Source organism: Klebsiella sp. JB_Kp042 (assembly GCF_040065275.1).
Taxonomy (GTDB): Bacteria; Pseudomonadota; Gammaproteobacteria; order Enterobacterales; family Enterobacteriaceae; genus Klebsiella; species Klebsiella quasipneumoniae.
This window is the reverse complement of the sequence record NZ_JBEAJL010000024.1, coordinates 1-24,708: the sequence shown is the minus strand read 5'-3', so window position 1 is coordinate 24,708 and position 24,708 is coordinate 1. Positions and strand designations below refer to the sequence as shown.

The 24,708-nt window shown below is 57.0% G+C and carries 27 protein-coding genes, 1 other RNA gene and 1 pseudogene; 17 read left to right on the top strand and 12 right to left on the bottom strand.

The features are described 5' to 3' along the window. Nucleotides 1-11: 11 nt before the first annotated feature. Complete coding sequence (locus ABLV54_RS07930; protein ID WP_072096501.1) at nucleotides 12-935, top strand: acyltransferase family protein; 924 nt, start codon at nucleotides 12-14, stop codon at nucleotides 933-935. Nucleotides 936-951: 16 nt separating this feature from the next. Here ABLV54_RS07930 and ABLV54_RS07925 read toward each other — a convergent pair whose 3' ends face one another. Next, complete coding sequence (locus ABLV54_RS07925; protein ID WP_050532965.1) at nucleotides 952-1,458, bottom strand: hypothetical protein; 507 nt, start codon at nucleotides 1,456-1,458, stop codon at nucleotides 952-954. A 732-nt stretch (nucleotides 1,459-2,190) separates the two neighbouring features. On the opposite strand from ABLV54_RS07925, the gene ABLV54_RS07920 reads away from it, so the two are divergent. Next, nucleotides 2,191-2,403: a biofilm development regulator YmgB/AriR family protein gene (locus ABLV54_RS07920; RefSeq protein WP_050532966.1), complete on the top strand. Its 213-nt coding sequence runs from the start codon at nucleotides 2,191-2,193 to the stop codon at nucleotides 2,401-2,403. Between the two features lie 82 nt (nucleotides 2,404-2,485). Continuing rightward, nucleotides 2,486-3,040, top strand: a complete 555-nt coding sequence (locus ABLV54_RS07915; RefSeq protein ID WP_017899620.1) for a helix-turn-helix transcriptional regulator — start codon at nucleotides 2,486-2,488, stop codon at nucleotides 3,038-3,040. A 41-nt stretch (nucleotides 3,041-3,081) separates the two neighbouring features. Here the strand turns inward: ABLV54_RS07915 and ABLV54_RS07910 are convergent, their stop codons facing one another. Both ABLV54_RS07910 and ABLV54_RS07905 read right to left on the bottom strand, forming a co-directional pair. Next, on the bottom strand, nucleotides 3,082-3,816 hold the full coding sequence (locus tag ABLV54_RS07910) for a MerR family transcriptional regulator (protein ID WP_050532967.1): 735 nt from the start codon (nucleotides 3,814-3,816) through the stop codon (nucleotides 3,082-3,084). Nucleotides 3,817-3,970: 154 nt separating this feature from the next. Beyond that, entirely contained in the window at nucleotides 3,971-5,182 is a 1,212-nt protein-coding gene (locus ABLV54_RS07905) for a diguanylate phosphodiesterase (protein WP_023288895.1), read from the bottom strand. A 327-nt stretch (nucleotides 5,183-5,509) separates the two neighbouring features. On the opposite strand from ABLV54_RS07905, the gene ycgZ reads away from it, so the two are divergent. From ycgZ to ABLV54_RS07890, 3 genes are all read left to right on the top strand, one after another. Then, a complete protein-coding gene (gene ycgZ, locus ABLV54_RS07900; RefSeq protein WP_023288894.1) occupies nucleotides 5,510-5,755 on the top strand; it encodes a regulatory protein YcgZ in 246 nt (81 codons plus the stop codon). Between the two features lie 125 nt (nucleotides 5,756-5,880). After that, nucleotides 5,881-6,186, top strand: coding sequence for a hypothetical protein (locus ABLV54_RS07895; protein WP_023288893.1), 306 nt, complete (start codon nucleotides 5,881-5,883; stop codon nucleotides 6,184-6,186). 51 nt (nucleotides 6,187-6,237) lie between these two features. Then, nucleotides 6,238-6,504: a biofilm development regulator YmgB/AriR family protein gene (locus tag ABLV54_RS07890; protein WP_004886050.1), complete on the top strand. Its 267-nt coding sequence runs from the start codon at nucleotides 6,238-6,240 to the stop codon at nucleotides 6,502-6,504. Between the two features lie 108 nt (nucleotides 6,505-6,612). On the opposite strand, the gene pgl is transcribed toward ABLV54_RS07890, so the two are convergent. Next, nucleotides 6,613-7,608, bottom strand: a complete 996-nt coding sequence (pgl, locus tag ABLV54_RS07885) for a 6-phosphogluconolactonase (RefSeq protein WP_023288892.1) — start codon at nucleotides 7,606-7,608, stop codon at nucleotides 6,613-6,615. A gap of 228 nt (nucleotides 7,609-7,836) precedes the next feature. Here pgl and ABLV54_RS07880 point away from each other — a divergent pair, with 228 nt between their 5' ends. After that, the gene (locus tag ABLV54_RS07880; protein WP_050532968.1) at nucleotides 7,837-8,655 is read left to right on the top strand and encodes a pyridoxal phosphatase; all 819 of its coding nucleotides are present in this window, start codon (nucleotides 7,837-7,839) and stop codon (nucleotides 8,653-8,655) included. Here ABLV54_RS07880 and modC read toward each other — a convergent pair whose 3' ends face one another. From modC to ABLV54_RS07860, 4 genes are all read right to left on the bottom strand, one after another. Continuing rightward, nucleotides 8,656-9,714: a molybdenum ABC transporter ATP-binding protein ModC gene (modC, locus tag ABLV54_RS07875; RefSeq protein WP_023288890.1), complete on the bottom strand. Its 1,059-nt coding sequence runs from the start codon at nucleotides 9,712-9,714 to the stop codon at nucleotides 8,656-8,658. After that, a complete protein-coding gene (gene modB, locus ABLV54_RS07870) occupies nucleotides 9,714-10,406 on the bottom strand; it encodes a molybdate ABC transporter permease subunit (RefSeq protein WP_023288889.1) in 693 nt (230 codons plus the stop codon). The genes modC and modB overlap by 1 nt, the downstream gene beginning before the upstream one ends. Then, nucleotides 10,406-11,179 carry a molybdate ABC transporter substrate-binding protein gene (gene modA / locus ABLV54_RS07865; RefSeq protein WP_023288888.1) on the bottom strand — a complete coding sequence of 258 codons (774 nt, stop codon included), beginning with the start codon at nucleotides 11,177-11,179 and terminating at the stop codon, nucleotides 10,406-10,408. The genes modB and modA overlap by 1 nt, the downstream gene beginning before the upstream one ends. A gap of 142 nt (nucleotides 11,180-11,321) precedes the next feature. Beyond that, nucleotides 11,322-11,471 (bottom strand): AcrZ family multidrug efflux pump-associated protein, encoded by a 150-nt coding sequence (locus ABLV54_RS07860; RefSeq protein ID WP_002895156.1) that lies wholly within the window; start codon nucleotides 11,469-11,471, stop codon nucleotides 11,322-11,324. A 152-nt stretch (nucleotides 11,472-11,623) separates the two neighbouring features. Between ABLV54_RS07860 and modE the strand changes: the two genes are divergently transcribed. The 7 genes from modE to gpmA all read left to right on the top strand — a co-directional run bounded on the left by modE (nucleotide 11,624) and on the right by gpmA (nucleotide 19,466). Next, a complete protein-coding gene (gene modE, locus ABLV54_RS07855) occupies nucleotides 11,624-12,412 on the top strand; it encodes a molybdenum-dependent transcriptional regulator (protein ID WP_004886029.1) in 789 nt (262 codons plus the stop codon). A 67-nt stretch (nucleotides 12,413-12,479) separates the two neighbouring features. Continuing rightward, entirely contained in the window at nucleotides 12,480-13,952 is a 1,473-nt protein-coding gene (gene modF, locus ABLV54_RS07850; protein ID WP_023288887.1) for a molybdate ABC transporter ATP-binding protein ModF, read from the top strand. A 209-nt stretch (nucleotides 13,953-14,161) separates the two neighbouring features. Next, entirely contained in the window at nucleotides 14,162-15,178 is a 1,017-nt protein-coding gene (galE, locus tag ABLV54_RS07845; RefSeq protein WP_023288886.1) for a UDP-glucose 4-epimerase GalE, read from the top strand. A gap of 9 nt (nucleotides 15,179-15,187) precedes the next feature. Next, on the top strand, nucleotides 15,188-16,234 hold the full coding sequence (gene galT, locus ABLV54_RS07840) for a galactose-1-phosphate uridylyltransferase (RefSeq protein WP_050532969.1): 1,047 nt from the start codon (nucleotides 15,188-15,190) through the stop codon (nucleotides 16,232-16,234). A gap of 2 nt (nucleotides 16,235-16,236) precedes the next feature. After that, entirely contained in the window at nucleotides 16,237-17,385 is a 1,149-nt protein-coding gene (gene galK, locus ABLV54_RS07835) for a galactokinase (protein WP_032455171.1), read from the top strand. Further along, nucleotides 17,379-18,422, top strand: a complete 1,044-nt coding sequence (gene galM / locus ABLV54_RS07830; RefSeq protein WP_050532970.1) for a galactose-1-epimerase — start codon at nucleotides 17,379-17,381, stop codon at nucleotides 18,420-18,422. The genes galK and galM overlap by 7 nt, the downstream gene beginning before the upstream one ends. A gap of 291 nt (nucleotides 18,423-18,713) precedes the next feature. After that, nucleotides 18,714-19,466: a 2,3-diphosphoglycerate-dependent phosphoglycerate mutase gene (gene gpmA / locus ABLV54_RS07825; RefSeq protein ID WP_002895089.1), complete on the top strand. Its 753-nt coding sequence runs from the start codon at nucleotides 18,714-18,716 to the stop codon at nucleotides 19,464-19,466. A gap of 73 nt (nucleotides 19,467-19,539) precedes the next feature. Here gpmA and aroG read toward each other — a convergent pair whose 3' ends face one another. After that, nucleotides 19,540-20,592 carry a 3-deoxy-7-phosphoheptulonate synthase AroG gene (gene aroG / locus ABLV54_RS07820; RefSeq protein WP_050532971.1) on the bottom strand — a complete coding sequence of 351 codons (1,053 nt, stop codon included), beginning with the start codon at nucleotides 20,590-20,592 and terminating at the stop codon, nucleotides 19,540-19,542. Between the two features lie 315 nt (nucleotides 20,593-20,907). On the opposite strand from aroG, the gene ABLV54_RS07815 reads away from it, so the two are divergent. Both ABLV54_RS07815 and zitB read left to right on the top strand, forming a co-directional pair. Next, nucleotides 20,908-21,303 carry a YbgS-like family protein gene (locus ABLV54_RS07815; RefSeq protein ID WP_072413661.1) on the top strand — a complete coding sequence of 132 codons (396 nt, stop codon included), beginning with the start codon at nucleotides 20,908-20,910 and terminating at the stop codon, nucleotides 21,301-21,303. A gap of 118 nt (nucleotides 21,304-21,421) precedes the next feature. Continuing rightward, nucleotides 21,422-22,366, top strand: coding sequence for a CDF family zinc transporter ZitB (gene zitB / locus ABLV54_RS07810; RefSeq protein ID WP_032455168.1), 945 nt, complete (start codon nucleotides 21,422-21,424; stop codon nucleotides 22,364-22,366). Here zitB and pnuC read toward each other — a convergent pair. Both pnuC and nadA read right to left on the bottom strand, forming a co-directional pair. Next, a complete protein-coding gene (gene pnuC, locus ABLV54_RS07805; protein WP_050532973.1) occupies nucleotides 22,363-23,082 on the bottom strand; it encodes a nicotinamide riboside transporter PnuC in 720 nt (239 codons plus the stop codon). The genes zitB and pnuC overlap by 4 nt on opposite strands. Nucleotides 23,083-23,117: 35 nt before the next feature. Then, entirely contained in the window at nucleotides 23,118-24,161 is a 1,044-nt protein-coding gene (gene nadA, locus ABLV54_RS07800; RefSeq protein ID WP_023288879.1) for a quinolinate synthase NadA, read from the bottom strand. Nucleotides 24,162-24,230: 69 nt separating this feature from the next. Between nadA and ABLV54_RS07795 the strand changes: the two are divergent. Beyond that, nucleotides 24,231-24,377: pseudogene (locus ABLV54_RS07795) on the top strand (hypothetical protein); the annotation flags it as partial. A gap of 88 nt (nucleotides 24,378-24,465) precedes the next feature. Here the strand turns inward: ABLV54_RS07795 and ABLV54_RS07790 are convergent. Continuing rightward, nucleotides 24,466-24,603: non-coding RNA, RtT sRNA (locus tag ABLV54_RS07790), on the bottom strand. Nucleotides 24,604-24,708: the final 105 nt, after the last annotated feature.

Sequence of the window (24,708 nt, the reverse complement as noted above, 5' to 3'; positions counted from 1 at the left end):
CACTCGGCTGTATGACAGCGGTGACTTTTTTCACCATCTATAACACCTGGGATCGCTTTGATTATGACTATCACTGGATCCTCGGGCTGCTGACCTTTGTCTCGACCATCGCCACGCCGCTGTTTTTTGTGGTTGCCGGCTATCTTGATGCGCAAACGCGACACGACGCCAACTGGCAAATTGGTAAAATTAAAAGCGTGGTGATCGTCTTTCTGTTTTGGGTGACGGTCTATTATGTCTGGGAGCCTTACCAGCGCGGCTACCTGATCCAGCCCTGGTTTATTTTCGCCCTGATTGTCATCTATACCTTCCATCCCCTGATTGCCTGGCTCAGCCAGCGGCGCGGTCTGTTTTTCACCGTGGTCCTGACGCTACTGTGCTGCTCTTATGGTTACGACCTGCTCTCGGTGCTCTACCCGGAAAGACATCTTTTCAGCCTGGCGCCGCAGTATCGTCTGTGGACGTGGCTACTTTTTTATTTAACCGGGCAGTTGTTTAACGATCCGCGGGTCACGGAGTGGATACGCGACCCGCGGGTGATTAAAGCCGCCATTATCGCCCTGCCCTTTGTCTATTTATTTACCTGGTTTTATGAACGCCACTTTTTCTTCGCGCTGTTTAAAGCCGATCGCAATGCGTTCATTCTCACGGGGTCGCAGATTTATATTCTGATCGTCCTGCTGGTGATCGCCGCTAACGCCGTGCAGTTTAAAAAGAACCGCGAGCTGAAGGAGGCCGTGCTGGCGACGGTTAGCAAAGCGATGACCGGGGTCTATATTTTGCACTACTCCGTTTTTCACCTGCTGGTGATGCTGATCCCTATTCACTCGTTAGCCACCAAGCTGGGAGTGATTGCCCTAACGTTTGTCCTGTCGGTGCTCATTTCCCTCGCCGCGCTCTCCAGTACGCTGCTCAGGAAGGTGATAACCCTGTAACAAGCGACGCGGTAACTTAGCGGAAGCTCCACTGGATGCTGATCACAAACACGCTGGGAATAATAATGCCGCTCTCAAGGGCGAAATAGTCGGTAAAGTTGTACTGGATAGCATGGTAGATATAGGGTGAAAAGCCGATCCAGGTGGCGTCCTTAAAATCTTTATAGGAGCCATGATCGCCGCAATGCTCGAAGGCGTCGAAGAAGAATTCGCCGGTATAGCCGTAAACGCCTTTGAAGGTCCACCCGCTGCCGTTGTGGTACCAGTCTCTTCTCACCCCCAGCGCCAGACAGCGATCGTCGAAACTGTTATTCATGGTGCCAATCAGCAGGCTGTATTTCGAGTCGTCAGAGAATTTCCGCTCCACCGAGAAAAAGTGGTTCTCGAAATTCTCAGTATATTGACCGTGATTATTGGTCAGATGGTAAACATAGGAACCGGTATTCACCGAATAGAGGTTAATCTCTTTCGCCTGCGCGAGAGTCGCTAACCCGGCCAGGAGCATCACGCTTTTACCGCGCATTTCCCCTCCTCACACCTCTACGCCTGTCCATAGACAGACTGCCTTTGCCGTATTTACCGGTCGTGACAGGGGTAAAAGACCCGACAGGGAAATGGGGGAAAGATAACGATGCCGAACCATCGCATCGCTAGTAAAAAGCGTAGCACACGCCTTATCCGCCAACAAACCGACCGAAGCGTTAACGAAATGGCCGATGTGTTGCTCTTTACCTGATTGTGCAAAAAACAGACAAAACCTCACCTAATATCCGCTATGATCAGCGTCCGACGCGGAAGAAAGCCACCTGTCGACGACAGAGTTGCTGTGTACCCCTTCCTGCGTCGGCGCGATTTCATCCAACACGCCAGCCAGCACAATACCTTCCCATTGAGCTCACGCCTGTCGTCAGCCTCTTCCCGCTAGTTTTACAGGTGGATCCTGCACAAACCGGCTTTTATGTACAAGTTATGCAAGCAATTAAACCATTTAAAATCAATAACTAAAAATACAAACTAAAAATCAGCCGTTCTGTTGTACATATAGTTCTGAAAAAAGTTGTACATAATGGGATCACCGTCTATAGTTTGGAGTGTTAACTGCTTGTTGCGCAACGAAGCGGGGATGTTTAACGGTGGCGCGGCAAGTCAGGCGGTGGTTCCTGGTTTTGCATTTCCTGTTCGTGACTTGGCGCGTACCAATGGTACGTGGCGACTTTTATTGTCAGTTTGCGTTATACGTGGGAGAGTTCGAGCTATGCATATCAAAAATACCATTCCAGCAGAGTTTGTCTTCAATTCGGCCCTGATGAAGAATATTGAAAATACGCTCATTAAGCAGCACAGAACGATAAATAATGAGCGGATGATTACGGAAATTCAGCATCGCCTGCAAACGGAAAGTAATGAAATACTCTCCGACCTCTATTTGCAGGCGCTGGATATGCTGTACAGCAAACTTCATCATTAATTAAACTCGCGGAGCTGGCAGCAGACTTAAGCCTGCGGTGCCGGCACGCCTGGGTCTCTATCGGCTAACTGAGGCAAATAAAATGTCACACCATAATACCTGCTATCGTACTGAACATTACGATCTGTGGTTTGATAATCGTTTTCTTCTCTATGGGATGTCGCTGATTCTGAATAGTCTGCCGGCATCTTACTTTCGCAAAAAACATGTTTTCTTTACCAGCGACAATTATTTCGCGGTACTGCAGCATAACTATAATCGTCGGGATACGTTATTTATTTTGTTAACCGAAGGCAACGATCTTAATTTTCTTAGTGAACTGCCTATGCTGCGCTTACCGGCCAATTCAACGCCGGAAGAGTTAAAGATATTTCTGCACCAGCCAACCCGCTACTATAAAACCCACCCGGCGCCGGGTGCCTCGGTGCAGTTTACCGAGCGGGAAAAGAAAGTGATTCAACTTATCAGCAATGGCGAAGCGGTCGCCAGCATTGGCCGGTCGCTGAATCTGCATATTAAAACCATTTATCAGATCCGGCTGAATCTGATTAAAAAGCTCGGCTGTAGCGGTAGGACCGATTTTTTTAATATCAGCCGCAGCGAAACCTTTAAATCCTGGAGCCAGATCCACCTGTAACCCGGCGCGTTAGCCCCGGTCTGCTTTGCGGATCGGGGCGATTAATTATTACCGTGAAAATGGATGCTGAAGCCCTGCTCCTGCCAGTGGCTGAGCAGCTCTTCCTGGAGAGGGGTGGCGGCGCGTCCGGTCCAGACGAAGATATGCTGCCCGGGGAACAGCTCGGGCCGCGGCGACTCCAGCGGTTCGGCGAGGACGTTGACGTGCCAGCCGCGCTGGGAAAGACGCCATGCCTCCAGCCACAGACGCGTCCTGTCCTCATTGCTCCAGCCCACCAGCAGCGTCTCCCTGCCGTTCTTTTTACGCGCTTCGGCGAGAAACAGCGCCACGCAGTCAATCAGCAGACCATCCAGCAAACTACTAATCACCAGAGAGGTATTCTGATCGAGCTTCAGACGCTGACGTACCGGCACTAACAGGCTGTCGATGAGCGTGTCGACGGGGTGTTGATGGCTTAGCGCCAGTAATTTGGCACGGATTCTGGCGGGCTGCATATAACGCAGAATGGACATCATCTCTTCCTGAAGATGCGCGGATTCGTCGCGCGCCGCCGGCAGGTCACCCTCCAGCAGCGCTTTGACTTTCCCGACGGATACGCCGCGCTCGATCCAGCGCTTGATCTCTTCAATGCGCAGGATATCTTCTTCATCAAACTGCCGATGCCCGCCTTCGCTACGCTGCGGTTTCAGTAGACCGTAACGACGCTGCCAGGCGCGCAGTGTGACCGGATTGATTCCGCAACGTTCGGCGACTTCACCGATACTGTAAAACGCCATAGCAGCCTCACATCAACCTGATACTTTAATACCTAAACTAACGAATTCAGGCATCCTGTACAACTCTATTTTCTTGTACAGATAAAGATAACAGGTTGTGGCTCACAGCGCTTGGGAAAAAGATGAAAAAATAGTTGGCTGATTTCGCGGTGGATTATTTTTTTTCCGGCCAGGCGACGGCGGGTAAGCCCCCCAGGCGCGCGCTGGCGAACAAATTCCCCTGAAACTGCGAAATACCGGCTGATTCCAGCCACATCCACTCTTCAGCACGCTCAACGCCGACGGCAGAGACCGCAATCTCCAGCGAAAAACAGCATTTGATAATCGCCTGTACAATTGACTGACGCGGTCCATCCTGGTGGATATTGCGGATCAGCTCATGGTCGATTTTAATTCTGTCGGGCTGGTATTGCGCCAGCAGCGACAGCCCGGCAAACCCGGCGCCGAAGTGATCGATGGCAAGATTGATGCCCGCCCCTTTTAGCTTTCGCACCGCATCGGTAAAATCATCCATCCGCGAAATCACTTCCCGTTCGGTAAACTCGACAATAATCTGTTCAGGAATAAGATCATTACGCTGAATTTGATCGAGCAGGAAACCCACCGCGTTCGGCGCTTTAACCAGCGTCATCGGCAGTAAATTAATACTTAACGCCTTATTGCGTAAGCCTAATTTCCCGGCCAGCGACAGCGCGACGCGTTTACTGTGCAGATCGGCGAGATAAATATCGTCCCCGGAAAGCCCGGCAAAATAGGCGCCAGGCGACTGGCCGTCCGGTGTGCGTAACAGCGCTTCCCACGAAATAATTTCGCAGGCGAAAGGGTCGACGATCGGCTGGAAGGCAAAGGACCAGCTTTCCTTATTGTCAATTATCGGCGTATCAGGATAGAAAGTATTCTGATCGGGGATAAATACCCAGCTGTCAGCGGAAGGAATCTCAAAATAGTTCGCTTTTTCCGTTGATTCGACAAAGGTGCGGAAAAATTGCAGTGCCCGGTCGTCATAGGTGAGCTGATATTTTGTGGTCCCGCGGTCCATCACCGTCTGCAGCACCTCCTCGCGATCATGTTCCCGTAAATCAAACAGTTCCATACCGACCTTACCGAAACGGCGGGACGGCGCATAATCGCACAGAAGCTCTACCAGGTTATAATGGCGGGGATCGCGGCAAATATGCTGATAAATATCCTGAACCTTTTCTTCAGGCCCCTCAATGAGTTGAAAAAAATGCGTCCCGTTAAAAAGTAAAATACCGGTGACGTCCGCCTGCCCATTTCTTTCGTTTGCCCTGGCAACCATGGCCTCGATCGATTTGAATGAGACATTGTCGCAAATATGGCTGCGATAAATGATGGTGGTTAGCATAGTGATTCCAGATGGGAGGGTAAGCATTCACAGTAGCAGTTATCAGGCTAATCGTCTTGTAAAACTACGTTTTGTCTTAACAAAAAAGATACACTAAAAATCCCTTTTTTGTGCAAGGCTTTTTCATTTTTCTTTTCTTGTACAACGTGCACCGTTAAATCCTACCTTTACAAGCCAGAATCGCACAAAACACATAAAAATAAATTATTAAAAATCAATGATTTAACTATGCCTGAATCATTATTGTTCAACTTTGTGTGTACAGGTTAACAATTATTGTATAAGTTTAATGGCAGTTAACAGATGAGTGAAATGTAAGGAGCAGATATGCAGCAGAATGGTTACATTCCAGATACAGCGAACGCAATTGCCCAGTATTTCAACAAAGCATCGTTACCTTCCCAGCAGGAAACGCTGGGTCAGATTGTGATGGATATTCTCAACGAAGGGCGTCATCTCAACCGCAAGGCGCTGTGCACTAAACTGTTGAGCCGCCTCGATCGGGCCCGTGCCCCCGAGGAAGAGAGTCACTATCAGACCTTAATTGGTCTGCTGTTTGCCGATCAGGAATAACGTCATCGATCGTCGCCTGTTGCAACCGCAGTAGCAGATGAGGGGCGATCGCTTCCATAAACCTGCTGCTGACCTGAATGCCCGTTCGCAGATTCAGGGAGAGAGTGGCATGCAGTGAGACGGTTATGAATAGCAGTGAAACTGAGGAAATCACCGATGAGATCATCGGCGAGGCGGTACTCGCGCTTCTGAAAACGAATCGCCCTATTACCACCCCGACCCTGCTGGTTCGACTTCGGTTGATGCAGGCGACAGAGTCAGACCGACAGCGAAGAAAGGTTATCGCTGCCGTGATTGAAGAAATTTGCGCGAAGCTTGCCCGTCAGCGGAAGCAAGCGCCTTTGCAGGTAAAGAAAATCAATGGCCGTTGGGAAACCCGAGGATCGCCGGCGCAAAGCGCCATGGCGCCGGAAGGTAAAAAGATCCACTGAGTATCCTAACCGTGGTGAATAACACAGAGTGAGAATGTGATGAGACAGACTATGCATCAGCAACCCGATATTTACGCAGGACTGCAGGACACCGCGCTCTCCGACTATTTCCGTAACGCCGGTGATAAGCTGGTTGATGAGTCCGCCGTGATGTCGCTGGCCATTAACAGTATTCTCCAGTCAGAAGGTCACCTGAACAATAAGGCCATTATTTTATGGCTGATTCAGGCGCTGGAAAGCACCGATGACGTGGTGACCGCAGACGTGATCCGTAAAACGCTGGAGATTGTCGTCGGCTACACCATGGACGATATCTAAGGCCGTCACGCTTCAGGCCCGCCAGGGCAACCCCTTTCCGACAGAGCCTGTCCGCTCTGTTAAAAAAAACCTCGCTGACGCGAGGTTTTTTCATTTACGCCTGACGGATCAGTGGGCGTTGACTACCACCCACATCGGCCCCTGCCCGACCGCATAGCGCCCTTTCTCCTGCAGCAGCCCCTGCTCGCCGGTAATTTCGTACACCGCGATATGGTGCGACTTCTGCCCGGCGGCAATCAGATACTTACCGCTGTGATCGAGATTAAAGCCGCGCGGCTGGGTTTCGGTCGGCTGATAGCCTTCCACCGCCAGCACGCTGCCATCTTCCGACACGCTGAACACCGTGATGATGCTGGCGGTACGATCGCAGGCGTACAGGTGACGACCGTCCGGAGTGATATGAATATCCGCCGCCCAGCGCACGCCGGTGAAATCAGACGGCATCATATCCAGCGTTTGTACACATTCGATATTGCCATTCGGGTCTTTCAGCTCCCAGACGTCAATTGAGCTGTTTAGCTCATTGACGCAGTAACCATACTGCTGGTTCGGATGGAACACCATGTGGCGCGGACCCGCCCCTTCGACGGTGGTGACTTCCGCTGGCTCCTGGGCGGAGAGGAAACCATCCTCGCTGAGGGTAAACAGGCAGATGCGATCCTGCTTCAGCGCCGGCACCCACAGGGTACGATTGTCCGGGGAGATATTGGCCGAGTGGCAGCCTTCCAGCCCGTCCACCACGGTGATGGTTTCGCCCGGCAGACCATCCTGCAGCGGGGTCACGCTGACGCAGCCCTGATTGTAAGAGGCACTGAAGACAAAGCGACCATGATGATCGGTAGAGATGTGGGTCGGGCTGCCCGGCAGCGCCGCTTCCCCTGCGAAGGTCAACGCCCCGTTATCCGGCGTGATGCGATAAGCTAACACGCGAAACTCCGGACGAACGCCAACGTACAGATACTCCTTATTGGGGCTGACCACCATCGGCTGGACCTGCCCCGGGGCATCAACCACCTGCACCAGCGTCAGTTTGCCGTCCGCTTCAAGACTCCAGACGTGGATTTGTTGGCTTTCCGGGCTGGCGGTATAAACGGTTTGTTTCATGACTACTCCTTCCCTCACTGCACGTGGATTTTTCATTTTCAGGATAACTGCACCCTGAAAATTATAAGACATCCGCCCATGATACTCGCATCGCCCGCCGAATTACCGACGGACGGCGGCACAAAGGGCATACAGACATTCACGGCAGATGTGGAAAAATTGGTCCTGACGCCACGGCGGTGTACCATCATGGCCAGGTCACTTTTCAACATCAACCGGAAATAACACATGACAACACGCGTGATTGCCCTGGATTTAGACGGCACCCTGCTCACCAGCAAAAAAACCATCCTGCACGCTTCGCTGGAAGCGCTGGCCCGCGCCAGAGAGACGGGCTACCAGGTGATCGTCGTTACCGGACGTCATCACGTCGCTATTCATCCTTTTTATCAGGCACTGGCTCTCGATACACCTGCAATTTGTTGTAATGGCACTTATTTGTATGATTATCACGCAAAAAAGGTTTTGGCGGCCGATCCTATGTCGGTGGAACACGCGGTAAGCCTCACCGCCATGCTCGCCGAACAGCAGATCCACGGCCTGGCCTATGTGGATGACGCGATGCTTTACGAACAGCCCACCGGGCATGTGATCCGCACCCGCAACTGGGCGCAGGCGTTACCGGAGGATCAGCGCCCGGTCTTCAGCCAGGTCGACTCGCTGGCGCAGGCGGTCCGCGAGGTCAAGGCGGTATGGAAATTCGCCCTCACCGACGACGACATTCCCCGTCTGCAGCGCTTTGCGCAGGAGGTCGGCGAGACGCTGGGCCTCGAGTGCGAATGGTCGTGGCACGACCAGGTGGATATCGCTCGCGCCGGCAACAGCAAAGGCAAACGCCTGGCGCAGTGGGTCGCTGACCAGGGGCTGTCGATGCAGAACGTAGTGGCCTTCGGCGATAACTACAACGATCTGAGTATGCTGGAAGCGGCAGGCACCGGGGTGGCGATGGGTAATGCGGTGGACGACGTCAAAGCCCGCGCCAACGTGGTCATCGGCGACAATGAGTCCGCCAGCATCGCCGAGTTTATCTACCGTCAGCTGCTGTGATCAGGCGGCAATCGACACGCTTTTGATCTGGGCAAATACCTGCTGGCCTGGCGCTATCGCCAGGTCATCCCGCGCCCACGGGCTGATTCGAGCCCACAGCGGATGGCCGCTCACCCTGAGCTGAACCTCAATCTGCCCGTTGACCTCCAGACACTGAACCACCTCGGCGCGTAAGATATTGCGGATGCTGGTTGCGGACGGCTGGGCCAGCACCAGCGAGACGTCCGACGCCTGGATGCGGATCCGCGCGCTCTCCCCGGCGGGACGATCGAGCCGGTTAACCCACAGCATTTGATCCCCCAGCGTCAGCGCGGTCATCGCGTACTGCGGATGCTGCGCGGCGACGGTGGCGCTGAGGATCGTACTCTGCTGTTCCGCCGGCAGCCAGGGGTGCATCACGCTGCTGCTCCAGACCTCCTCCAGCGGACCGAAAGCCTTCACCTTACCGGCCTCCAGCACCAGCACGCGATCGGCCAGATGCTGGATCTCGTCCAGCGAGTGGCTGACGTAGAGCATCGGAATATGGATCTCCTGCGCCAGCCGCTGCAGATAGGGCAACAGTTCGCGTTTGCGCGGAATATCCAGCGAGGCCAGCGGCTCGTCCAGCAGCAGCAGCTCCGGCGCTGTCAGCAGGGCGCGGCCGATGGCCACGCGCTGCTTTTCGCCGCCGGATAACCGGCCCGGCAGCCGATCCAGCAAGGGCGCAATTCCCAGCAGTTCCACCAGCTTATCGAACTGGCTGACCATGGATTTCGCCATTCCGTACTGCAGATTGCCGCGCACTTTATAATGGGGAAACAGGCGCGCATCCTGAAATACATAGCCGATCCGCCGCTGCTCCGGCGCCAGGCAGATACGCTGCGCGGTGTCGTTCAGCACCCTGCCGTTGAGGACGATCCGCCCCACCTGCGGCCGGGTCAGGCCGCTGATAGCGTTGATCAACGACGTTTTCCCGGCGCCTGAGACGCCAAAGATGGCGGTGATCCCGCTGCTGGGCAGCGTTTCACGGATCTGCAGACAGTGGCTGCCGAGGGTCTGGGTAAAGTCCAGCTCGAGCATCATGATCCTCCCATTCGCTGGCGGCTCACGCGGGCCAGCCATTCTGAAATCAAGAGCGAGACCAGCGCCAGGCCGATAGCAATGAGGCAGAGGCGGGCCGCCGCCCCCTCCCCGCCCGGGGTCTGGATCAAGGTGTACATCGCCGAAGGCAGGGTGCGCGTTTCACCGGGAATATTGGAGACGAACGTGATGGTCGCGCCAAACTCCCCTAACGAGCGGGCGAAGGCCAGCACCGTGCCGACAATAATTCCCGGCAGAGTCAGCGGCAGCGTAATGGTGAAAAATACCCGCCAGCGGCTGGCCCCGAGGGTTCTCGCCGCCTGCTCCAGTTTGATGTCCACCCCCTCCAGCGCCAGGCGGATGGCGCGCACCATCAGCGGGAAAGACATCACCGCCGCCGCCAGCACCGCCCCGCGCCAGCTGAAGGCAAAGCTGATGCCGAACCAGTCATACAGCCAGCTGCCAATAAACCCGCGCCGCCCCATGGCCACCAGCAGCAGATACCCCACCACCACCGGCGGCAGCACCAGCGGCAGATGGAGAAGGCTGTCGAGCAGCGCCTTGCCGGGGAAGGTGCGGCGGACCAGCAGCCAGGAAAAAAAGATGCCAAAGGGCAGACTCAGGGCCACCGCCAGGGAGGAGACTTTCAGGCTCAGCAGCACCGCCTGCCATTCGGGTTCGCTCAGAAACATCAGCGGGTGGTAAATCCGTAACGTTGAAAAATCGCCGACGCTTCCGGCCCTTTCAGGTAGTCATAGAAAGCGCTCACGGCCGCATTGCGGTGGCCATCGACAATCGCCAGCGGGTACTCGACTTTCTGATGCGACGCCTCCGGGAAAGTGCCAACCACTTTCACCCCTTTGCTGGCCACGGCATCCGATCCGTAGACGATGCCCAGCGGCGCTTCGCTACGCTCCACCAGCGCCAGCGCGCCGCGCACGTCTTCCGCCGGGGCGAGCTTCGGCGACAGGGTCTCCCAGGCGCCCAGTTTCTGCAGCGCTTCTTTGGCGTAGATACCTGCCGGAACGTGCTGCGGATCGCCCACCGCCAGACGGCCCCCTTTCAGCAGGCTGGTCCAGTCGGTTTTCTCATCAATGGTTATCGCCCCCTGCGCGCTGGCTTTCGGCGCCACCACCACCAGGCTGTTGCCAAGCAGGGTGGCGCGGGTCGCCGGATCGATGGCCTTTTTGTCTGCCGCGTAATCCATCCACTTTTGATCGGCGGAGATAAACAGGTCCGCCGGGGCGCCTGCTTCAATCTGCCGCGCCAGCGTCGACGACGAGGCAAACGACGAGACGACCTCGACGTTTTTCGCTTTCTTATACGCCTGGGCGATATCCTGCATCGCGTTGGTTAACGACGCGGCCGCGAAAACGGTCACTTTCCCCTCTGCCGCCAGCGCCTGACCCGCGACGCACAGCGTGAGCGATACCCCGACCACCCCGCGTAACCAAGAACCTGTCATCTGAATCTCCTGTCAATGCGTTATGTACTCGACAATATAACGATATGCGAAGCGTTTTTATAGTGACGCAGGACAATAAAATGAAGGGAAATGATACAGGAGGGAAATAGCACAGCGCCCGGTTAAACCGGGCGCCGGGAAATCAATGATTTTGCTGGCTGCGATCTTTGTGGCCGACGCCGGAGAAGAGGTTGAACACTTCGCCAAGACCGTAAATCAATCCCAGGATGACCGCCATCACCACCGGTACCATGATGACCGCAAAAACCAGACTTTTCAAAAGCTCTAACATGGTTCACTCCAGATAGTATGATTCCCTGATTGTAACGGTTTCAGCCGAAAAAACACGCCCCATTTGTGCGGTGGTTAATGACAAACCGCGCAGAGAGGTTTTGCAACGGGGTGACTATCGGTCACAATACGCTTTTTTGTCAGGAAACGATTATGCAGGCCGAAATTCTTCTCACCCTTAAGCTTCAGCAGCGCCTGTTTGCCGACCCCCGGCGGATCGCCCTGCTCAAACAGATTGACCAGACCGGTTCGATAAGCCAGGGGGCGAAGCACGCGGGTATCAGCTATAAAAGCGCGTGGGATGCCATCAACGAGATGAACCAGCTCAGCGAACAGCCGCTGGTGGATCGCGCCACCGGCGGCAAAGGCGGCGGCGGCGCGGTGCTGACCCGCTACGGGCAGCGTCTGATCCAACTGTACGATCTGCTGGCGCAGATCCAGCAGAAAGCGTTTGATGTGCTCAGCGATGACGACGCCCTGCCGCTGGACAGCCTGCTGGCGGCCATCTCGCGCTTTTCCCTGCAAACCAGCGCCCGCAACCAGTGGTTCGGCACTATCACCGGCCGCGATCGCCAGCAGGTGCAGCAGCATGTCGAGGTGCTGCTGGCCGACGGGCAGACCCGCCTGAACGTCGCCATTACCGCCCAAAGCGCTGAAAAGCTGGGGCTCGATGAGGGCCAGGAGGTGCTGGTCCTGTTGAAAGCGCCCTGGGTTGGCATCACCCTCGACCCGGCGGTGGCCCGCCAGGCCGAGAACCAGCTGTCGGGTCGCATCAGCCATATCGAATGCGGCTCCGGGCAGTGCGAAGTGCTGATGACCCTTGCGGACGGCCAGACCCTGTGCGCCACCCTGCCGCAGGCCCAGACCTCTGGCCTGACCGAAGGGACGGAGGCGATCGCGTACTTCAACGCCGATCGCATCATTCTCGCTACATTATGCTGACCCCATTGACATTGCGCGCCTGACGTCGTATCCCTGATGCACATCGCTGCAAAAAATGGGATACATCATGTCATCATTGCAAATTTCGCAAGGCACGTTTCGCCTGAGCGATACAAAAACCTTAAAAATAGACCACCTGAGCGTGGCGGCGGGTGAAAGCTGGGCGTTCGTCGGCAGCAACGGCAGCGGCAAGTCCGCCCTCGCGCGGGCCCTGGCCGGCGACCTGACCCTGCTCAGCGGCCAGCGCGAAAGCCTCTTCTCCCGCGTAACCCGCCTCTCCTTCGAACAGCTGCAGAAGCTGGTCAGTGACGAGTGGCAGCGCAATAACACCGACCTGCTCAGCCCCGGAGAAGAAGATACCGGACGCACTACCGCGGAGATTATTCAGGATGAGGTGAAAGATCCGGCCCGCTGCGCGCAGCTTGCCGAACAGTTTGCCATCAGCGCCCTGTTGGACCGCCGCTTTAAGTATCTGTCCACTGGCGAAACGCGTAAGACCCTGCTGTGCCAGGCCCTGATGAGCGATCCGCAACTGCTGATCCTCGACGAGCCGTTCGACGGCCTCGACGTCAACTCCCGCCAGCAGCTGGCCGCCCTGCTGGCCGACCTGCATCGCGCCGGCATCACCCTGGTGCTGGTGCTCAACCGTTTCGATGAGATCCCGGACTTTGTGCAATACGCCGGCGTGCTGGCTGATTGCCTCCTCAGCGAGACCGGCGAGAAGCACGCTCTGCTGCAGCAGGCGCTGGTCGCCCAGCTGGCGCACAGTGAAAAACTGGACGGTATCACCCTGCCGGAGCCGGATGCCCCACCGGCCCGCCATACGCTGACGGAGACGGCGCCGCGTATCGTCCTCAATGACGGGGTGGTCTCCTACAACGATCGCCCGGTCATCAACCACCTCTCCTGGACCGTGAACCCCGGCGAACACTGGCAGATCGTCGGCCCCAACGGCGCGGGTAAATCCACCCTCTTAAGCCTTATCACCGGCGATCACCCCCAGGGCTACAGCAACGATCTCACCCTCTTTGGCCGTCGGCGCGGCAGCGGCGAGACCATCTGGGATATTAAAAAGCATATCGGCTACGTCAGCAGCAGCCTGCATCTGGACTACCGGGTCAGCACCAACGTCCGCAACGTGATTCTGTCGGGCTATTTTGACTCGATCGGCATTTATCAGGCGGTGTCGGATAAACAGCATAAGCTGGTGCAGCAATGGCTGGATATTCTCGGCATCGATAAGCGCACCGCCGACGCGCCGTTTCACAGCCTGTCGTGGGGCCAGCAGCGGCTGGCGCTTATCGTCCGCGCGCTGGTGAAGCATCCAACCCTGCTGATCCTTGATGAACCGCTGCAGGGGCTGGATCCCCTCAATCGCCAGCTGGTGCGCCGCTTCGTCGACGTCCTGATAGGCGAAGGCGCCACGCAGCTGCTGTTTGTCTCGCACCATGCGGAAGATGCCCCGGACTGTATTACCCATCGCCTGGCGTTCGTTCCCAGTGGAGACGGTTACACTTATCAGCTCGGCCCCGTGGCCTGACGCCCCCTGCCGGGGATCGCAAGATCCCTGGTATTTTTCAGAAAAATAGCGCCTTACTCACCTAACCAAATGTATTTAAAACAAAATATATTAAGCGATGCCGTTTCACCCCTGAGTGTAAACGATTCCACTAACTTGTTCTGTGTCACACTTTTCACTTCTTTGATATGCTATCTTCTTCATACACGATAAGCCGAATGGAGCGAATCATGAAAGTTCTGGTTACAGGTGGTAGCGGTTACATTGGAAGTCATACCTGCGTTCAACTGCTGCTGCAGGGGCATGAGGTGGTGATCCTCGACAATCTCTGCAACAGCAAGCGCAGCGTACTGCCGGTGATTGAGCGTCTCGGCGGCAAAGAAGCCACCTTTATTGAAGGCGATATTCGTAACGAAGCGCTGATGACCGAGATCCTCCACGATCACGCCATTGAAGCGGTGATCCACTTCGCCGGGCTGAAAGCCGTCGGGGAGTCCGTCGCCAAGCCGCTGGAATATTACGACAATAACGTCACCGGCACACTGAAATTAGTCTCCGCCATGCGCGCCGCGGGCGTGAAGAACTTCATCTTTAGCTCCTCCGCCACCGTCTACGGCGACCAGCCGAAAATCCCGTATGTCGAAAGCTTCCCGACCGGCACCCCGCAAAGCCCCTACGGTAAAAGCAAACTGATGGTGGAGCAAATACTGACCGACCTGCAAAAAGCGCAGCCGGAGTGGAGCATTGCGCTGCTGCGCTACTTCAACCCGGTCGGCGCCCACCCGTCGGGCGACATGGGCGAAGACCCGCAGGGGATCCCGAATAACCTGATGCCGTATATCGCCCAGGTCGCCGTTGGCCGTCGCGAATCGCTGGCCGTGTTTGGTAACGACTACCCGACCGAAGATGGCACCGGCGTGCGCGATTATATCCACGTGATGGACCTTGCCGACGGCCACGTCGCGGCCATGGAAAAACTGGCTGACAAAGCCGGGGTCCATATCTACAACCTTGGCGCCGGCGTCGGCAGCAGCGTGCTCGACGTGGTCAATGCTTTCAGCAAGGCCTGCGGCAAACCGATTAACTACCATTTCGCGCCGCGCCGCGATGGCGACCTCCCGGCCTACTGGGCGGATGCCGCCAAGGCCGACCGCGAGCTGAACTGGCGCGTGACGCGCAACCTGGACGAAATGGCGCAGGACACCTGGAACTGGCAGTCCCGCCATCCGCAGGGTTATCCAGACTAAGGAACCTTCATGAGCGTATTTAACCCCGTTGACCATCCGCATCGTCGTTATAACCCGTTAACCGGGCAGTGGATTCTGGTTTCTCCGCATCGCGCCAAGCGCCCCTGGCAGGGAGCGCAGGAGACACCGGCAAAACAGACCTTGCCGGCCCACGATCCGGACTGTTTCCTGTGCCCGGGCAACACCCGGGTCACCGGCGACACGAATCCGAATTACACCGGCACCTACGTGTTTACCAACGACTTTGCGGCCCTGATGACCGACACGCCGGATGCCCCGGAGAGTGACGATCCGCTGATGCGCTGCCAGAGCGCGCGCGGCACCAGTCGGGTGATCTGCTTCTCGCCAGACCACAGCAAAACGCTGCCGGAACTGAGCCTTGAAGCGCTGGAAGGCGTGGTTAAAGCGTGGCAGGAACAGACCGCGGACCTCGGGAAAAGCTACCCGTGGGTGCAGGTCTTTGAAAACAAAGGAGCAGCGATGGGCTGCTCCAACCCACACCCGCACGGTCAGGTATGGGCCAACAGCTTCCTGCCTAATGAAGCGGAACGGGAAGACCGTCTGCAGAAAGCGTATTACGCCAGCCAGGGCCAGCCGATGCTGCTGGACTATGCCCGGCGCGAACTGGCCGACGGCAGCCGCACGGTGATCGACACCGATCACTGGCTGGCGGTCGTGCCCTACTGGGTCGCGTGGCCGTTCGAAACGCTGCTGCTGCCGAAAGCGCCCGTGCAGCGTATTACCGATTTAAGCGACGCCCAGCGCAGCGATCTGGCGCTGGCGTTGAAAAAGCTGACCAGCCGTTACGACAACCTGTTCCAGTGCTCATTCCCCTACTCCATGGGCTGGCACGGCGCGCCGTTTAACGATGAAGACCATAACCACTGGCAGCTTCACGCCCACTTTTATCCGCCGCTGCTGCGCTCCGCGACGGTCCGCAAGTTTATGGTTGGCTACGAAATGCTGGCCGAAACGCAGCGCGATCTCACCGCCGAGCAAGCTGCCGAACGACTGCGCGCCGTCAGCGACGTCCATTTTCGTGAATCCGGAGTGTAATGATGAGTCTGAAAGAGAAAACCCAAACCCTGTTTGCTGAGGCCTTCGGCTACCCGGCCAGCCATGTCATTCAGGCGCCAGGCCGCGTCAACCTGATCGGCGAGCATACCGATTACAACGACGGCTTTGTGCTGCCCTGCGCCATCGACTACCAGACGGTGATCAGCTGTGCGCCGCGCGACGATCGTACCGTGCGGGTGATTGCCGCCGATTACGACAATCAGACCGACGAATTCTCTCTCGACGCGCCGATTCTCAGCCACGACACCCAGCAGTGGTCGAACTATGTCCGCGGCGTGGTGAAGCATCTGCAACAGCGGAACAGCCACTTCGGCGGCGCAGATCTGGTGATCAGCGGCAATGTGCCGCAGGGCGCAGGCTTAAGCTCCTCAGCCTCGCTGGAGGTCGCCGTCGGCACCGTGTTCCAGCAGCTCTACCATCTGCCGCTGGACGGCGCGCAAATCGCCCTCAACGGCCAGGAGGCGGAAAATCAGTTCGTCGGCTGCAACTGCGGGATCATGGATCAGCTGATTTCGGCGCTGGGCAAAAAAGACCATGCGCTGCTGATCGACTGCCGCTCGCTGGGCACCAAAGCCGTCTCGATGCCGAAAGGCGTGGCGGTGGTGATCATCAACAGCAACTTTAAGCGCACCCTCGTCGGCAGCGAGTACAACACCCGTCGTGAACAGTGCGAGACCGGCGCGCGCTTCTTCCAGCAGCCCGCTCTGCGCGATGTCACCCTTGAGCAATTCAACGCTGTCGCCCATGAGCTGGATCCGGTGGTGGCGAAGCGGGTACGTCATGTGCTGACGGAGAATGCCCGCACCGTGGAAGCCGCCAGCGCCCTTGAAAAAGGCGACCTGAAGCGGATGGGCGAGCTGATGGCCGAATCCCACGCCTCGATGCGCGATGATTTCGAGATCACCGTCCCGCAGATCGACACCCTGGTGGAGATCGTCAAGGCGACAATCGGCGATAAGGGCGGCGTGCGCATGACCGGCGGCGGTTTTGGCGGCTGTGTGGTAGCGCTGGTCCCGGAAGATCTGGTCGATACCGTTCAGCAGGCCGTTGCCAACGAGTATGAAGCGAAAACCGGAATTAAAGAGACGTTTTATGTCTGCAAACCGTCACAGGGGGCTGGTCAATGGTAACGCAAACTACCGCGCTGGCGCCGGACGGCCAGCCATGGCAGCAGGTAACCCTGCGCAATAAGGCGGGGATGACCGTCACCGTGGCGGACTGGGGCGCGACGCTGCTCAGCGCCGAGGTGCCGCTGGCCGATGGCAGCGTGCGCCATCCGCTGCTGGGCTGCGCAAAGCTGGAAGACTATGCCCACCAGTCCGCGTTTCTTGGCGCCTCGGTAGGCCGCTACGCCAACCGTATCGGCAATAGCCGCTTCCCGCTTGACGGCCAGCTCGTCACCGTCACGCCGTCAAACGACGCGGGCCACCAGCTTCACGGCGGCCCGGAAGGGTTTGATAAACGCCGCTGGCGCATCGTCCGCGCTGACGAGCAGGAAGCGCTGTTCGCCCTGACCTCGCCCGATGGCGATCAAGGCTTTCCGGGCACTCTGCAGGCCACCGCGCACTATCGTCTGACCGACGATAACCGCATCGTGATTACCTATCGCGCCACCGTGGACCAACCCTGCCCGGTGAACATGACCAATCACGTCTATTTCAACCTCGACGGTGACCAGGGCGACGTGCGCCAGCACCAGCTGCAGATCCTCGCCCATCGCTATTTGCCGGTGGAAAGCGATGGTATCCCGGGCGGCGGACTCAAAGACGTCGCCGGCACCAGCTTTGATTTCCGCCAGCCGAAAACCATCGCCGCCGACTTCCTCGCGGATGCCGATCAGCAAAAGGTGAAGGGTTATGACCATGCCTTCCTGCTGGACGCCAGAGGCGACGCCAGTCAACCTGCGGCGCAGGTCTGGTCGCAGGACGGTAAGCTGCAGATGACGGTCTATACCTCCGCTCCGGCGCTACAGTTTTATTCCGGCAACTATCTCGGCGGCACCCCGTCGCAGACGACGGAACCCTACGCCGACTGGCAGGGGCTGGCGCTGGAGAGCGAATTCCTGCCGGATTCGCCGAATCATCCAGAATGGCCGCAGCCGGACTGTGTGTTACGTCCAGGCCAGGAGTACGTCAGCCTGACGGAATATCAGTTTATCGCCCGCTAATCGCCAGCGCCCTCCGCCGGGGGGCGCTGAGTTTCGTCCCCGCCCTCTTCTCTCCTGCCTCTTTTTTCAGCATCCTGCTCTATTTTCCATCATCAAAGGACAAAAAAATAACCTGTGTTTTACAAGCACCTTACACTGAGCCACTATTTTCGCTATGGTTAGGGATAAGCATTGCCGTGAGCCAAATCACGGCAATATAATGAGAATAGTTATCAATCAATAACACATACACCAACATATTCAGCGCACCGTTCGCGGCGCGAGGGATGGCGTGTAGAGAGGAGTAAGAGAATGGCTGTAACTAAGCTGGTACTGGTTCGTCATGGCGAAAGCCAGTGGAACAACGAAAACCGCTTCACCGGTTGGTACGACGTTGATCTGTCCGAGAAAGGCGTTAGCGAAGCGAAAGCAGCAGGTAAACTGCTGAAGGCTGAAGGCTTCAGCTTTGATTTTGCTTATACCTCCGTGCTGAAACGTGCCATCCACACCCTGTGGAACGTGCTGGACGAACTGGATCAGGCCTGGCTGCCGGTTGAGAAATCCTGGAAGCTGAACGAGCGTCATTACGGCGCGCTGCAGGGCCTGAACAAAGCGGAAACTGCTGAGAAATACGGTGACGAGCAGGTTAAACAGTGGCGTCGCGGCTTCGCCGTTACTCCGCCGGAGCTGACCAAAGACGACGAGCGCTACCCGGGCCACGATCCGCGCTATGCAAAACTGACCGACGCGGAACTGCCGACCACTGAAAGCCTGGCGCTGACCATCGACCGCGTCGTGCCTTACTGGAACGAAACCATTCTGCCGCGCCTGAAAAGCGGTGAGCGCGTGATCATCGCCGCTCACGGTAACTCCCTGCGCGCGCTGGTTAAATACCTCGACAACATGGGCGAAGACGAGATCCTCGAACTGAACATCCCGACCGGCGTACCGCTGGTGTATGAGTTCGATGAAAACTTCAAGCCGATCAAACATTACTATCTGGGCAATGCGGAAGAGATCGCGGCGAAAGCGGCTGCCGTCGCCAACCAGGGTAAAGCGAAGTAATTTCCCCCGGTGAAAATAAAAAAGCGTGGAAATCTCCACGCTTTTTTTATGACCTGCGCGAGCGCAACGTAGCTTAGCCGCGGCGGGTTTTCACCGCTTCCGCCAGCTGACGCAGGATCGCTTCGGTATCCTCCCAGCCGATGCAGGCGTCGGTAACGCTCTTGCCGTAGGTCAGCGGTTCACCGCTCTCGAGGCTCTGGTTGCCTTCCACCAGATGGCTTTCAATCATCACGCCCATAATGGCGCGCTCGCCGCCGGCAATCTGCTGGCATACGTCGGCGCCTACTTCCATCTGCTTCTTGAACTGCTTGCTGGAGTTGGCGTGGCTGAAGTCGATCATCACCTGGTCCGGCAGTCCCGCTTTCGCCAGACCGATTTTCACCTCCGCCACGTGCTTCGCGCTGTAGTTCGGCTCTTTGCCGCCGCGCAGAATAATATGGCAGTCGCCGTTGCCGCTGGTATTGACGATAGCGGAGTGGCCCCACTTGGTGACCGACAGGAAACAGTGCGGCGCGCCGGCGGCGTTAATCGCGTCGATAGCCACCTTGATGGTGCCATCGGTACCGTTTTTAAAGCCCACCGGGCAGGAGAGCCCCGAGGCGAGCTCGCGGTGCACCTGGGATTCGGTGGTGCGCGCCCCGATGGCGCCCCAGCTCATCAGATCGGCGACATACTGCGGGGTGATCATATCGAGGAATTCCCCCGCCGCCGGCAGGCCGCTGTCGTTAATATCCAGCAGCAGTTTGCGCGCAATGCGCAACCCGTCGTTGATGCGGAAGCTGTTATCCATATGGGGATCGTTGATAAGCCCTTTCCAGCCGACGGTAGTGCGCGGTTTCTCAAAATAGACGCGCATGACGATCTCGAGCTCGCCCTTCAGCGCCTCGCGCAGGGTCAGCAGACGGGAAGCGTACTCTTTCGCTGCCGCCGGGTCGTGAATAGAACAGGGCCCAATCACCACCAGCAGGCGGTCATCATCACCTTTGAGGATCTGGTGGATCGCTTTGCGAGCATGTGCAACGGTGTTTGCAGCATTTTCGGTAGCAGGGAATTTTTCCAGGAGCGCAACGGGAGGTAATAATTCGTTGATCTCTTTAATGCGTAAATCGTCGTTCTGATAATTCATCTTCTTTCCAGCGTTGCCATACTTATTCAATGAAATGCAATCCCTCCAATCTATCTCTTCGCTGAAATAGTGTAAACGTGATTTTACAGTAGTGATGGAATAATCCTGGAAATAGGCAAAAATACGCCATAAAGTAGCGAAACCAGACTCATGAACTACAATATTTAACTGTTAAAGCTAATTAAGTCTTACGTTTCAGGATTATATAGTGACACTGCGATCGTCTGCGGAGTCTTTAACCATAGCGAGTCAGATCCCTGGCACACTTACCGCTGGAGGCGTAGTTACCGCTTCCCGACCCAACAGGAGTATCCGATGAACATGAAAAAACTGACGACCCTTTTGCTCACCGCCACCTTAGGTCTTGCCAGCGGCGCGGCCCTGGCGGCAGACACCGGCGCCCAGTCCAACAATGGCCAGGCCAACTCTTCCGCTGATGCCGGTCAGGTGGCGCCGGACGCCCGTGAAAACGTGGCGCCGAATAACGTCGATAATAGCCAAATCAATTCTGGCTCTGGCACTGGCACTGGCACTGGCGGCACCATGCTTCATCCTGACGGCTCGACGATGAGCCAGGACAATATGTCGAGCGATGAGGTCCATAAAAACTCGATGTGTAAAGACGGCCGCTGTCCGGACACCGGTAAGAAGCTGGACAACGGCGACAGCATGAACCATGACAACAGCAAAACCGACGGCACCACCCAATAATTGATGCGGTGAGTGCAAACAGAGAAAAGGCGAGCCGGGCTCGCCTTTTCTCTGTTTGTTATCGTTCTCTGTTTATGATGTCATAGCGTGATAATGATAACTATCAAGGGACGACACTATGGCGCACTCGCATTCGCACTCCCCTGCCCAGGCTCCGGATAACGGCAACGCCCGCCGGCTGCTCTGGGCGTTCATCGTCACCGCCGGTTTTATGCTGGTAGAAGCAATCGGCGGCGCGATCTCCGGCTCGTTGGCCCTGCTGGCGGATGCCGGCCATATGCTCACCGACTCCGCCGCCCTGCTGTTTGCGCTGCTGGCGGTTCGCTTCGCCAGCCGTCCCCCGAATGCCCGCCATACCTTTGGCTGGCTGCGTTTGACCACCCTGGCGGCGTTTCTCAATGCCATTGCTCTGGTGGTGATCACCATGCTGATTGTCTGGGAGGCCATTCAGCGCTTCCAGCACCCGCAGCCGGTTGCCGGCGTGACGATGATGGTGATTGCGGTCGCTGGCCTGCTGGCCAACGTGCTGGCTTTCTGGATCCTGCATCGTGGCAGCGAAGAGCGGAACCTCAACGTGCGCGCCGCGGCGCTACACGTGCTCGGCGATCTGCTGGGCTCGGTTGGCGCGATTGTGGCCGCCGTGGTGATCCTCACCACCGGCTGGACACCCGTCGACCCGATCCTTTCCGTGCTGGTTTCCTGCCTGGTGTTACGTAGCGCCTGGCGTCTGCTGAAGGAGAGTCTGAATGAGCTGCTGGAAGGCGCGCCGCGTTCGCTGGATGTGACGGCCCTGCAGCGGGATATCCGCCGCTCTATCCCGGAGGTGCGCGATGTTCACCACGTCCACGTCTGGCTGGTGGGGGAAAAACCGGTGATGACGCTGCATGTGCAGGTTGTGCCGCCGCACGATCATGATGCGTTACTCAACCGTATCCTGCATTTCCTGGAACATAAATATGAAATTGAGCATGCCACGGTACAGATGGAGTACCAGCCCTGCAGCGGCCCGGAGTGCCATCTCAACACGATGCACGCCGGGCACGATCATCACCACCACCATTAGCCAGAAAACGCGTGAGAACCTCGCTCACGCGCGCTGTTTATCCACATCCGGCTGCCGTTCAGCGCAATGAACGTCAGCAAGAGATATTCCAGCGACATCGCATAGACGCCCTGACGGGCAAAAATCACCACGCTGATGACGTTGACGATGACCCACAGCAGCCAGTTTTCAACGTATTTGCGGGTCATTAAGATCATCGCCACTACCGACAGCACCGTCATACAGGAGTCCCAGAACGGGAAGGCGTCCGGCTGCAGTTCCGGCATAGTGACCTGCAAACCGAGCACTTGCATCAGGCTGACCGCGATCCGCGTCAGGAAAGCAAAAAAAGGATTGATAAACAGGGTCAGCAAGCCGATCGCCACCACGCAGGCCGCCAGCCAGCCCAGGGCTTTACTGCGCGGTAGCCAGCGGATCTGCAGCTCAGCCTCATGGTTGCTGCTTTGCCGCGACCAGGCATACCAGCCGTAAACGTTAGCGGCAAAGAAGAACAGCTGCAGCAACAGGCTGGCGTACAGCTGGATCTGAAAGAAGATGATGGCGAACAGCGTGACGTTGACCAGACCGAAGACATAGTTACTGATCTTCTCCAGGCTCGCCAGCCAGATGCACAACAGCCCGGCGATGGTCCCCACGGCCTCTATCCAGGAGAGATCGTATCCCCCGGCGCCGATGGGTATATGTACTAAAATATTCTGCGTGCTAAAAAAATCCATTTTATCCTCTCAGCGCCAGATGACGCGGCAATAGGTTATCCCCGTAGTGTAGCCGCAAAATCCAGCATCCGGTTAAGGGGAATTAATGCGCCAGTCCGCAGCGCTTCGTCGACGTGGATTTCATGTTCAGCGCCGCCCTGCTCGAGACCCTCGGCAATGGCTTTCAGGCCGTTCATCGCCATCCACGGACAATGCGCGCAGCTGCGGCAGGTCGCCCCTTCACCGGCGGTGGGCGCTTCCAGCAGCGTTTTCTCCGGCACCGCCTGCTGCATTTTATAAAAGATACCGCGATCGGTCGCCACGATCAGCTGGCGCTGGGGCAGGCTTTTCGCCGCCGCGATCAGCTGGCTGGTGGAGCCTACGGCATCGGCCATCTCGACGATCGCCTGCGGCGACTCGGGATGGACCAGCACAGCGGCTTCGGGATGCAGAGCCTTCATCCGCATCAACGCCTGGGTTTTAAACTCGTCGTGCACGATGCACGCCCCCTGCCAGCAGAGCACATCTGCGCCGGTCTGACGCTGAACGTAACGGCCAAGATGGCGGTCCGGCGCCCAGAGGATTTTTTGACCAAGGCTATCCAGATGGTCAATGAGTTCCACGGCGATGCTGGAGGTCACCACCCAGTCGGCGCGAGCCTTCACCGCGGCAGACGTATTGGCATAGACCACCACAGTGCGGTCAGGATGAGCGTCGCAAAAGGCGTTGAACTCCTCAATCGGACAGCCCAGATCCAGGGAACACTCGGCGTTCAGGGTCGGCATCAGAATGGTCTTTTCCGGGCTGAGGATTTTGGCGGTTTCCCCCATAAAACGCACCCCGGCGACCAGCAGCGTGGAGGCCGAATGGCGGGCGCCAAAGCGCGCCATCTCCAGCGAGTCGGCAATACAGCCGCCGGTCTCTTCAGCCAGCTGCTGAATTTCAGGATCGGTGTAGTAATGCGCCACCATCACGGCATCGCGCTCGCGCAGCAGACGCTTGATTTTTTCGCGGTAAAACTGCTTTTCATCGACGGTCAGCGGCTGCGGTTTCGGTGGGAAGGGATAAATCGCCGTTTCAGGATCAAACATTACGCTCATCATGCAATCTCGTTTTACTGGCTTAACTCTAAGACCGTTAGTATGGCCTGCCCGCGCCATGATACGGTCATGGTGTTTTATATGCTAAACAAGATAGCCGATTACGCGCCAAAAGTCGTGATGAATTTTGTACATCAGCGCCTGTTCCAGGGGACGATGCTGCGTCGCTGTCCGGGCTACCGGTTCGCGCCCTGTGCAGGCGTGGTAAGCGCAGCGCGAGCGTGGGAAAGCGCTGCATACAATATTGTGGAAATTGATGGGCGGGCAGATAGCAAAAAGGCGCCTTTAGGGCGCCTTTTTACATTGGTGGGTCGTGCAGGATGACTCGGCTTCGCCTCGCCCTTCGGGCCGTCGCCGCAAGCGGCTCCGTTGTCTCACTGCGTTCGACCCGAACCTGCTGCAGAGACACTCGTCTCATCCTGAGACTCGCCCTGCGGGCCAACGCCGCTGCGTTGTTCAAAATTGTTCCCGACAATTTTGTCGAATCGTTAAGTTCCGCGCATAGCAAAAAGGCGCCTTTAGGGCGCCTTTTTACATTGGTGGGTCG

Excerpts from the sequence above, each read along its gene's own strand:
- ABLV54_RS07930 (WP_072096501.1), top strand. The coding sequence starts at position 12 with ATGACAGCGGTGACTTTTTTCACCATCTATAACACCTGGGATCGCTTT.
- ABLV54_RS07925 (WP_050532965.1), bottom strand. The coding sequence starts at position 1,458 with ATGCGCGGTAAAAGCGTGATGCTCCTGGCCGGGTTAGCGACTCTCGCG.
- ABLV54_RS07920 (WP_050532966.1), top strand. The coding sequence starts at position 2,191 with ATGCATATCAAAAATACCATTCCAGCAGAGTTTGTCTTCAATTCGGCC.
- ABLV54_RS07915 (WP_017899620.1), top strand. The coding sequence starts at position 2,486 with ATGTCACACCATAATACCTGCTATCGTACTGAACATTACGATCTGTGG.
- ABLV54_RS07910 (WP_050532967.1), bottom strand. The coding sequence starts at position 3,816 with ATGGCGTTTTACAGTATCGGTGAAGTCGCCGAACGTTGCGGAATCAAT.
- ABLV54_RS07905 (WP_023288895.1), bottom strand. The coding sequence starts at position 5,182 with ATGCTAACCACCATCATTTATCGCAGCCATATTTGCGACAATGTCTCA.
- ycgZ (WP_023288894.1), top strand. The coding sequence starts at position 5,510 with ATGCAGCAGAATGGTTACATTCCAGATACAGCGAACGCAATTGCCCAG.
- ABLV54_RS07895 (WP_023288893.1), top strand. The coding sequence starts at position 5,881 with ATGAATAGCAGTGAAACTGAGGAAATCACCGATGAGATCATCGGCGAG.
- ABLV54_RS07890 (WP_004886050.1), top strand. The coding sequence starts at position 6,238 with ATGCATCAGCAACCCGATATTTACGCAGGACTGCAGGACACCGCGCTC.
- pgl (WP_023288892.1), bottom strand. The coding sequence starts at position 7,608 with ATGAAACAAACCGTTTATACCGCCAGCCCGGAAAGCCAACAAATCCAC.
- ABLV54_RS07880 (WP_050532968.1), top strand. The coding sequence starts at position 7,837 with ATGACAACACGCGTGATTGCCCTGGATTTAGACGGCACCCTGCTCACC.
- modC (WP_023288890.1), bottom strand. The coding sequence starts at position 9,714 with ATGCTCGAGCTGGACTTTACCCAGACCCTCGGCAGCCACTGTCTGCAG.
- modB (WP_023288889.1), bottom strand. The coding sequence starts at position 10,406 with ATGTTTCTGAGCGAACCCGAATGGCAGGCGGTGCTGCTGAGCCTGAAA.
- modA (WP_023288888.1), bottom strand. The coding sequence starts at position 11,179 with ATGACAGGTTCTTGGTTACGCGGGGTGGTCGGGGTATCGCTCACGCTG.
- ABLV54_RS07860 (WP_002895156.1), bottom strand. The coding sequence starts at position 11,471 with ATGTTAGAGCTTTTGAAAAGTCTGGTTTTTGCGGTCATCATGGTACCG.
- modE (WP_004886029.1), top strand. The coding sequence starts at position 11,624 with ATGCAGGCCGAAATTCTTCTCACCCTTAAGCTTCAGCAGCGCCTGTTT.
- modF (WP_023288887.1), top strand. The coding sequence starts at position 12,480 with ATGTCATCATTGCAAATTTCGCAAGGCACGTTTCGCCTGAGCGATACA.
- galE (WP_023288886.1), top strand. The coding sequence starts at position 14,162 with ATGAAAGTTCTGGTTACAGGTGGTAGCGGTTACATTGGAAGTCATACC.
- galT (WP_050532969.1), top strand. The coding sequence starts at position 15,188 with ATGAGCGTATTTAACCCCGTTGACCATCCGCATCGTCGTTATAACCCG.
- galK (WP_032455171.1), top strand. The coding sequence starts at position 16,237 with ATGAGTCTGAAAGAGAAAACCCAAACCCTGTTTGCTGAGGCCTTCGGC.
- galM (WP_050532970.1), top strand. The coding sequence starts at position 17,379 with ATGGTAACGCAAACTACCGCGCTGGCGCCGGACGGCCAGCCATGGCAG.
- gpmA (WP_002895089.1), top strand. The coding sequence starts at position 18,714 with ATGGCTGTAACTAAGCTGGTACTGGTTCGTCATGGCGAAAGCCAGTGG.
- aroG (WP_050532971.1), bottom strand. The coding sequence starts at position 20,592 with ATGAATTATCAGAACGACGATTTACGCATTAAAGAGATCAACGAATTA.
- ABLV54_RS07815 (WP_072413661.1), top strand. The coding sequence starts at position 20,908 with ATGAACATGAAAAAACTGACGACCCTTTTGCTCACCGCCACCTTAGGT.
- zitB (WP_032455168.1), top strand. The coding sequence starts at position 21,422 with ATGGCGCACTCGCATTCGCACTCCCCTGCCCAGGCTCCGGATAACGGC.
- pnuC (WP_050532973.1), bottom strand. The coding sequence starts at position 23,082 with ATGGATTTTTTTAGCACGCAGAATATTTTAGTACATATACCCATCGGC.
- nadA (WP_023288879.1), bottom strand. The coding sequence starts at position 24,161 with ATGAGCGTAATGTTTGATCCTGAAACGGCGATTTATCCCTTCCCACCG.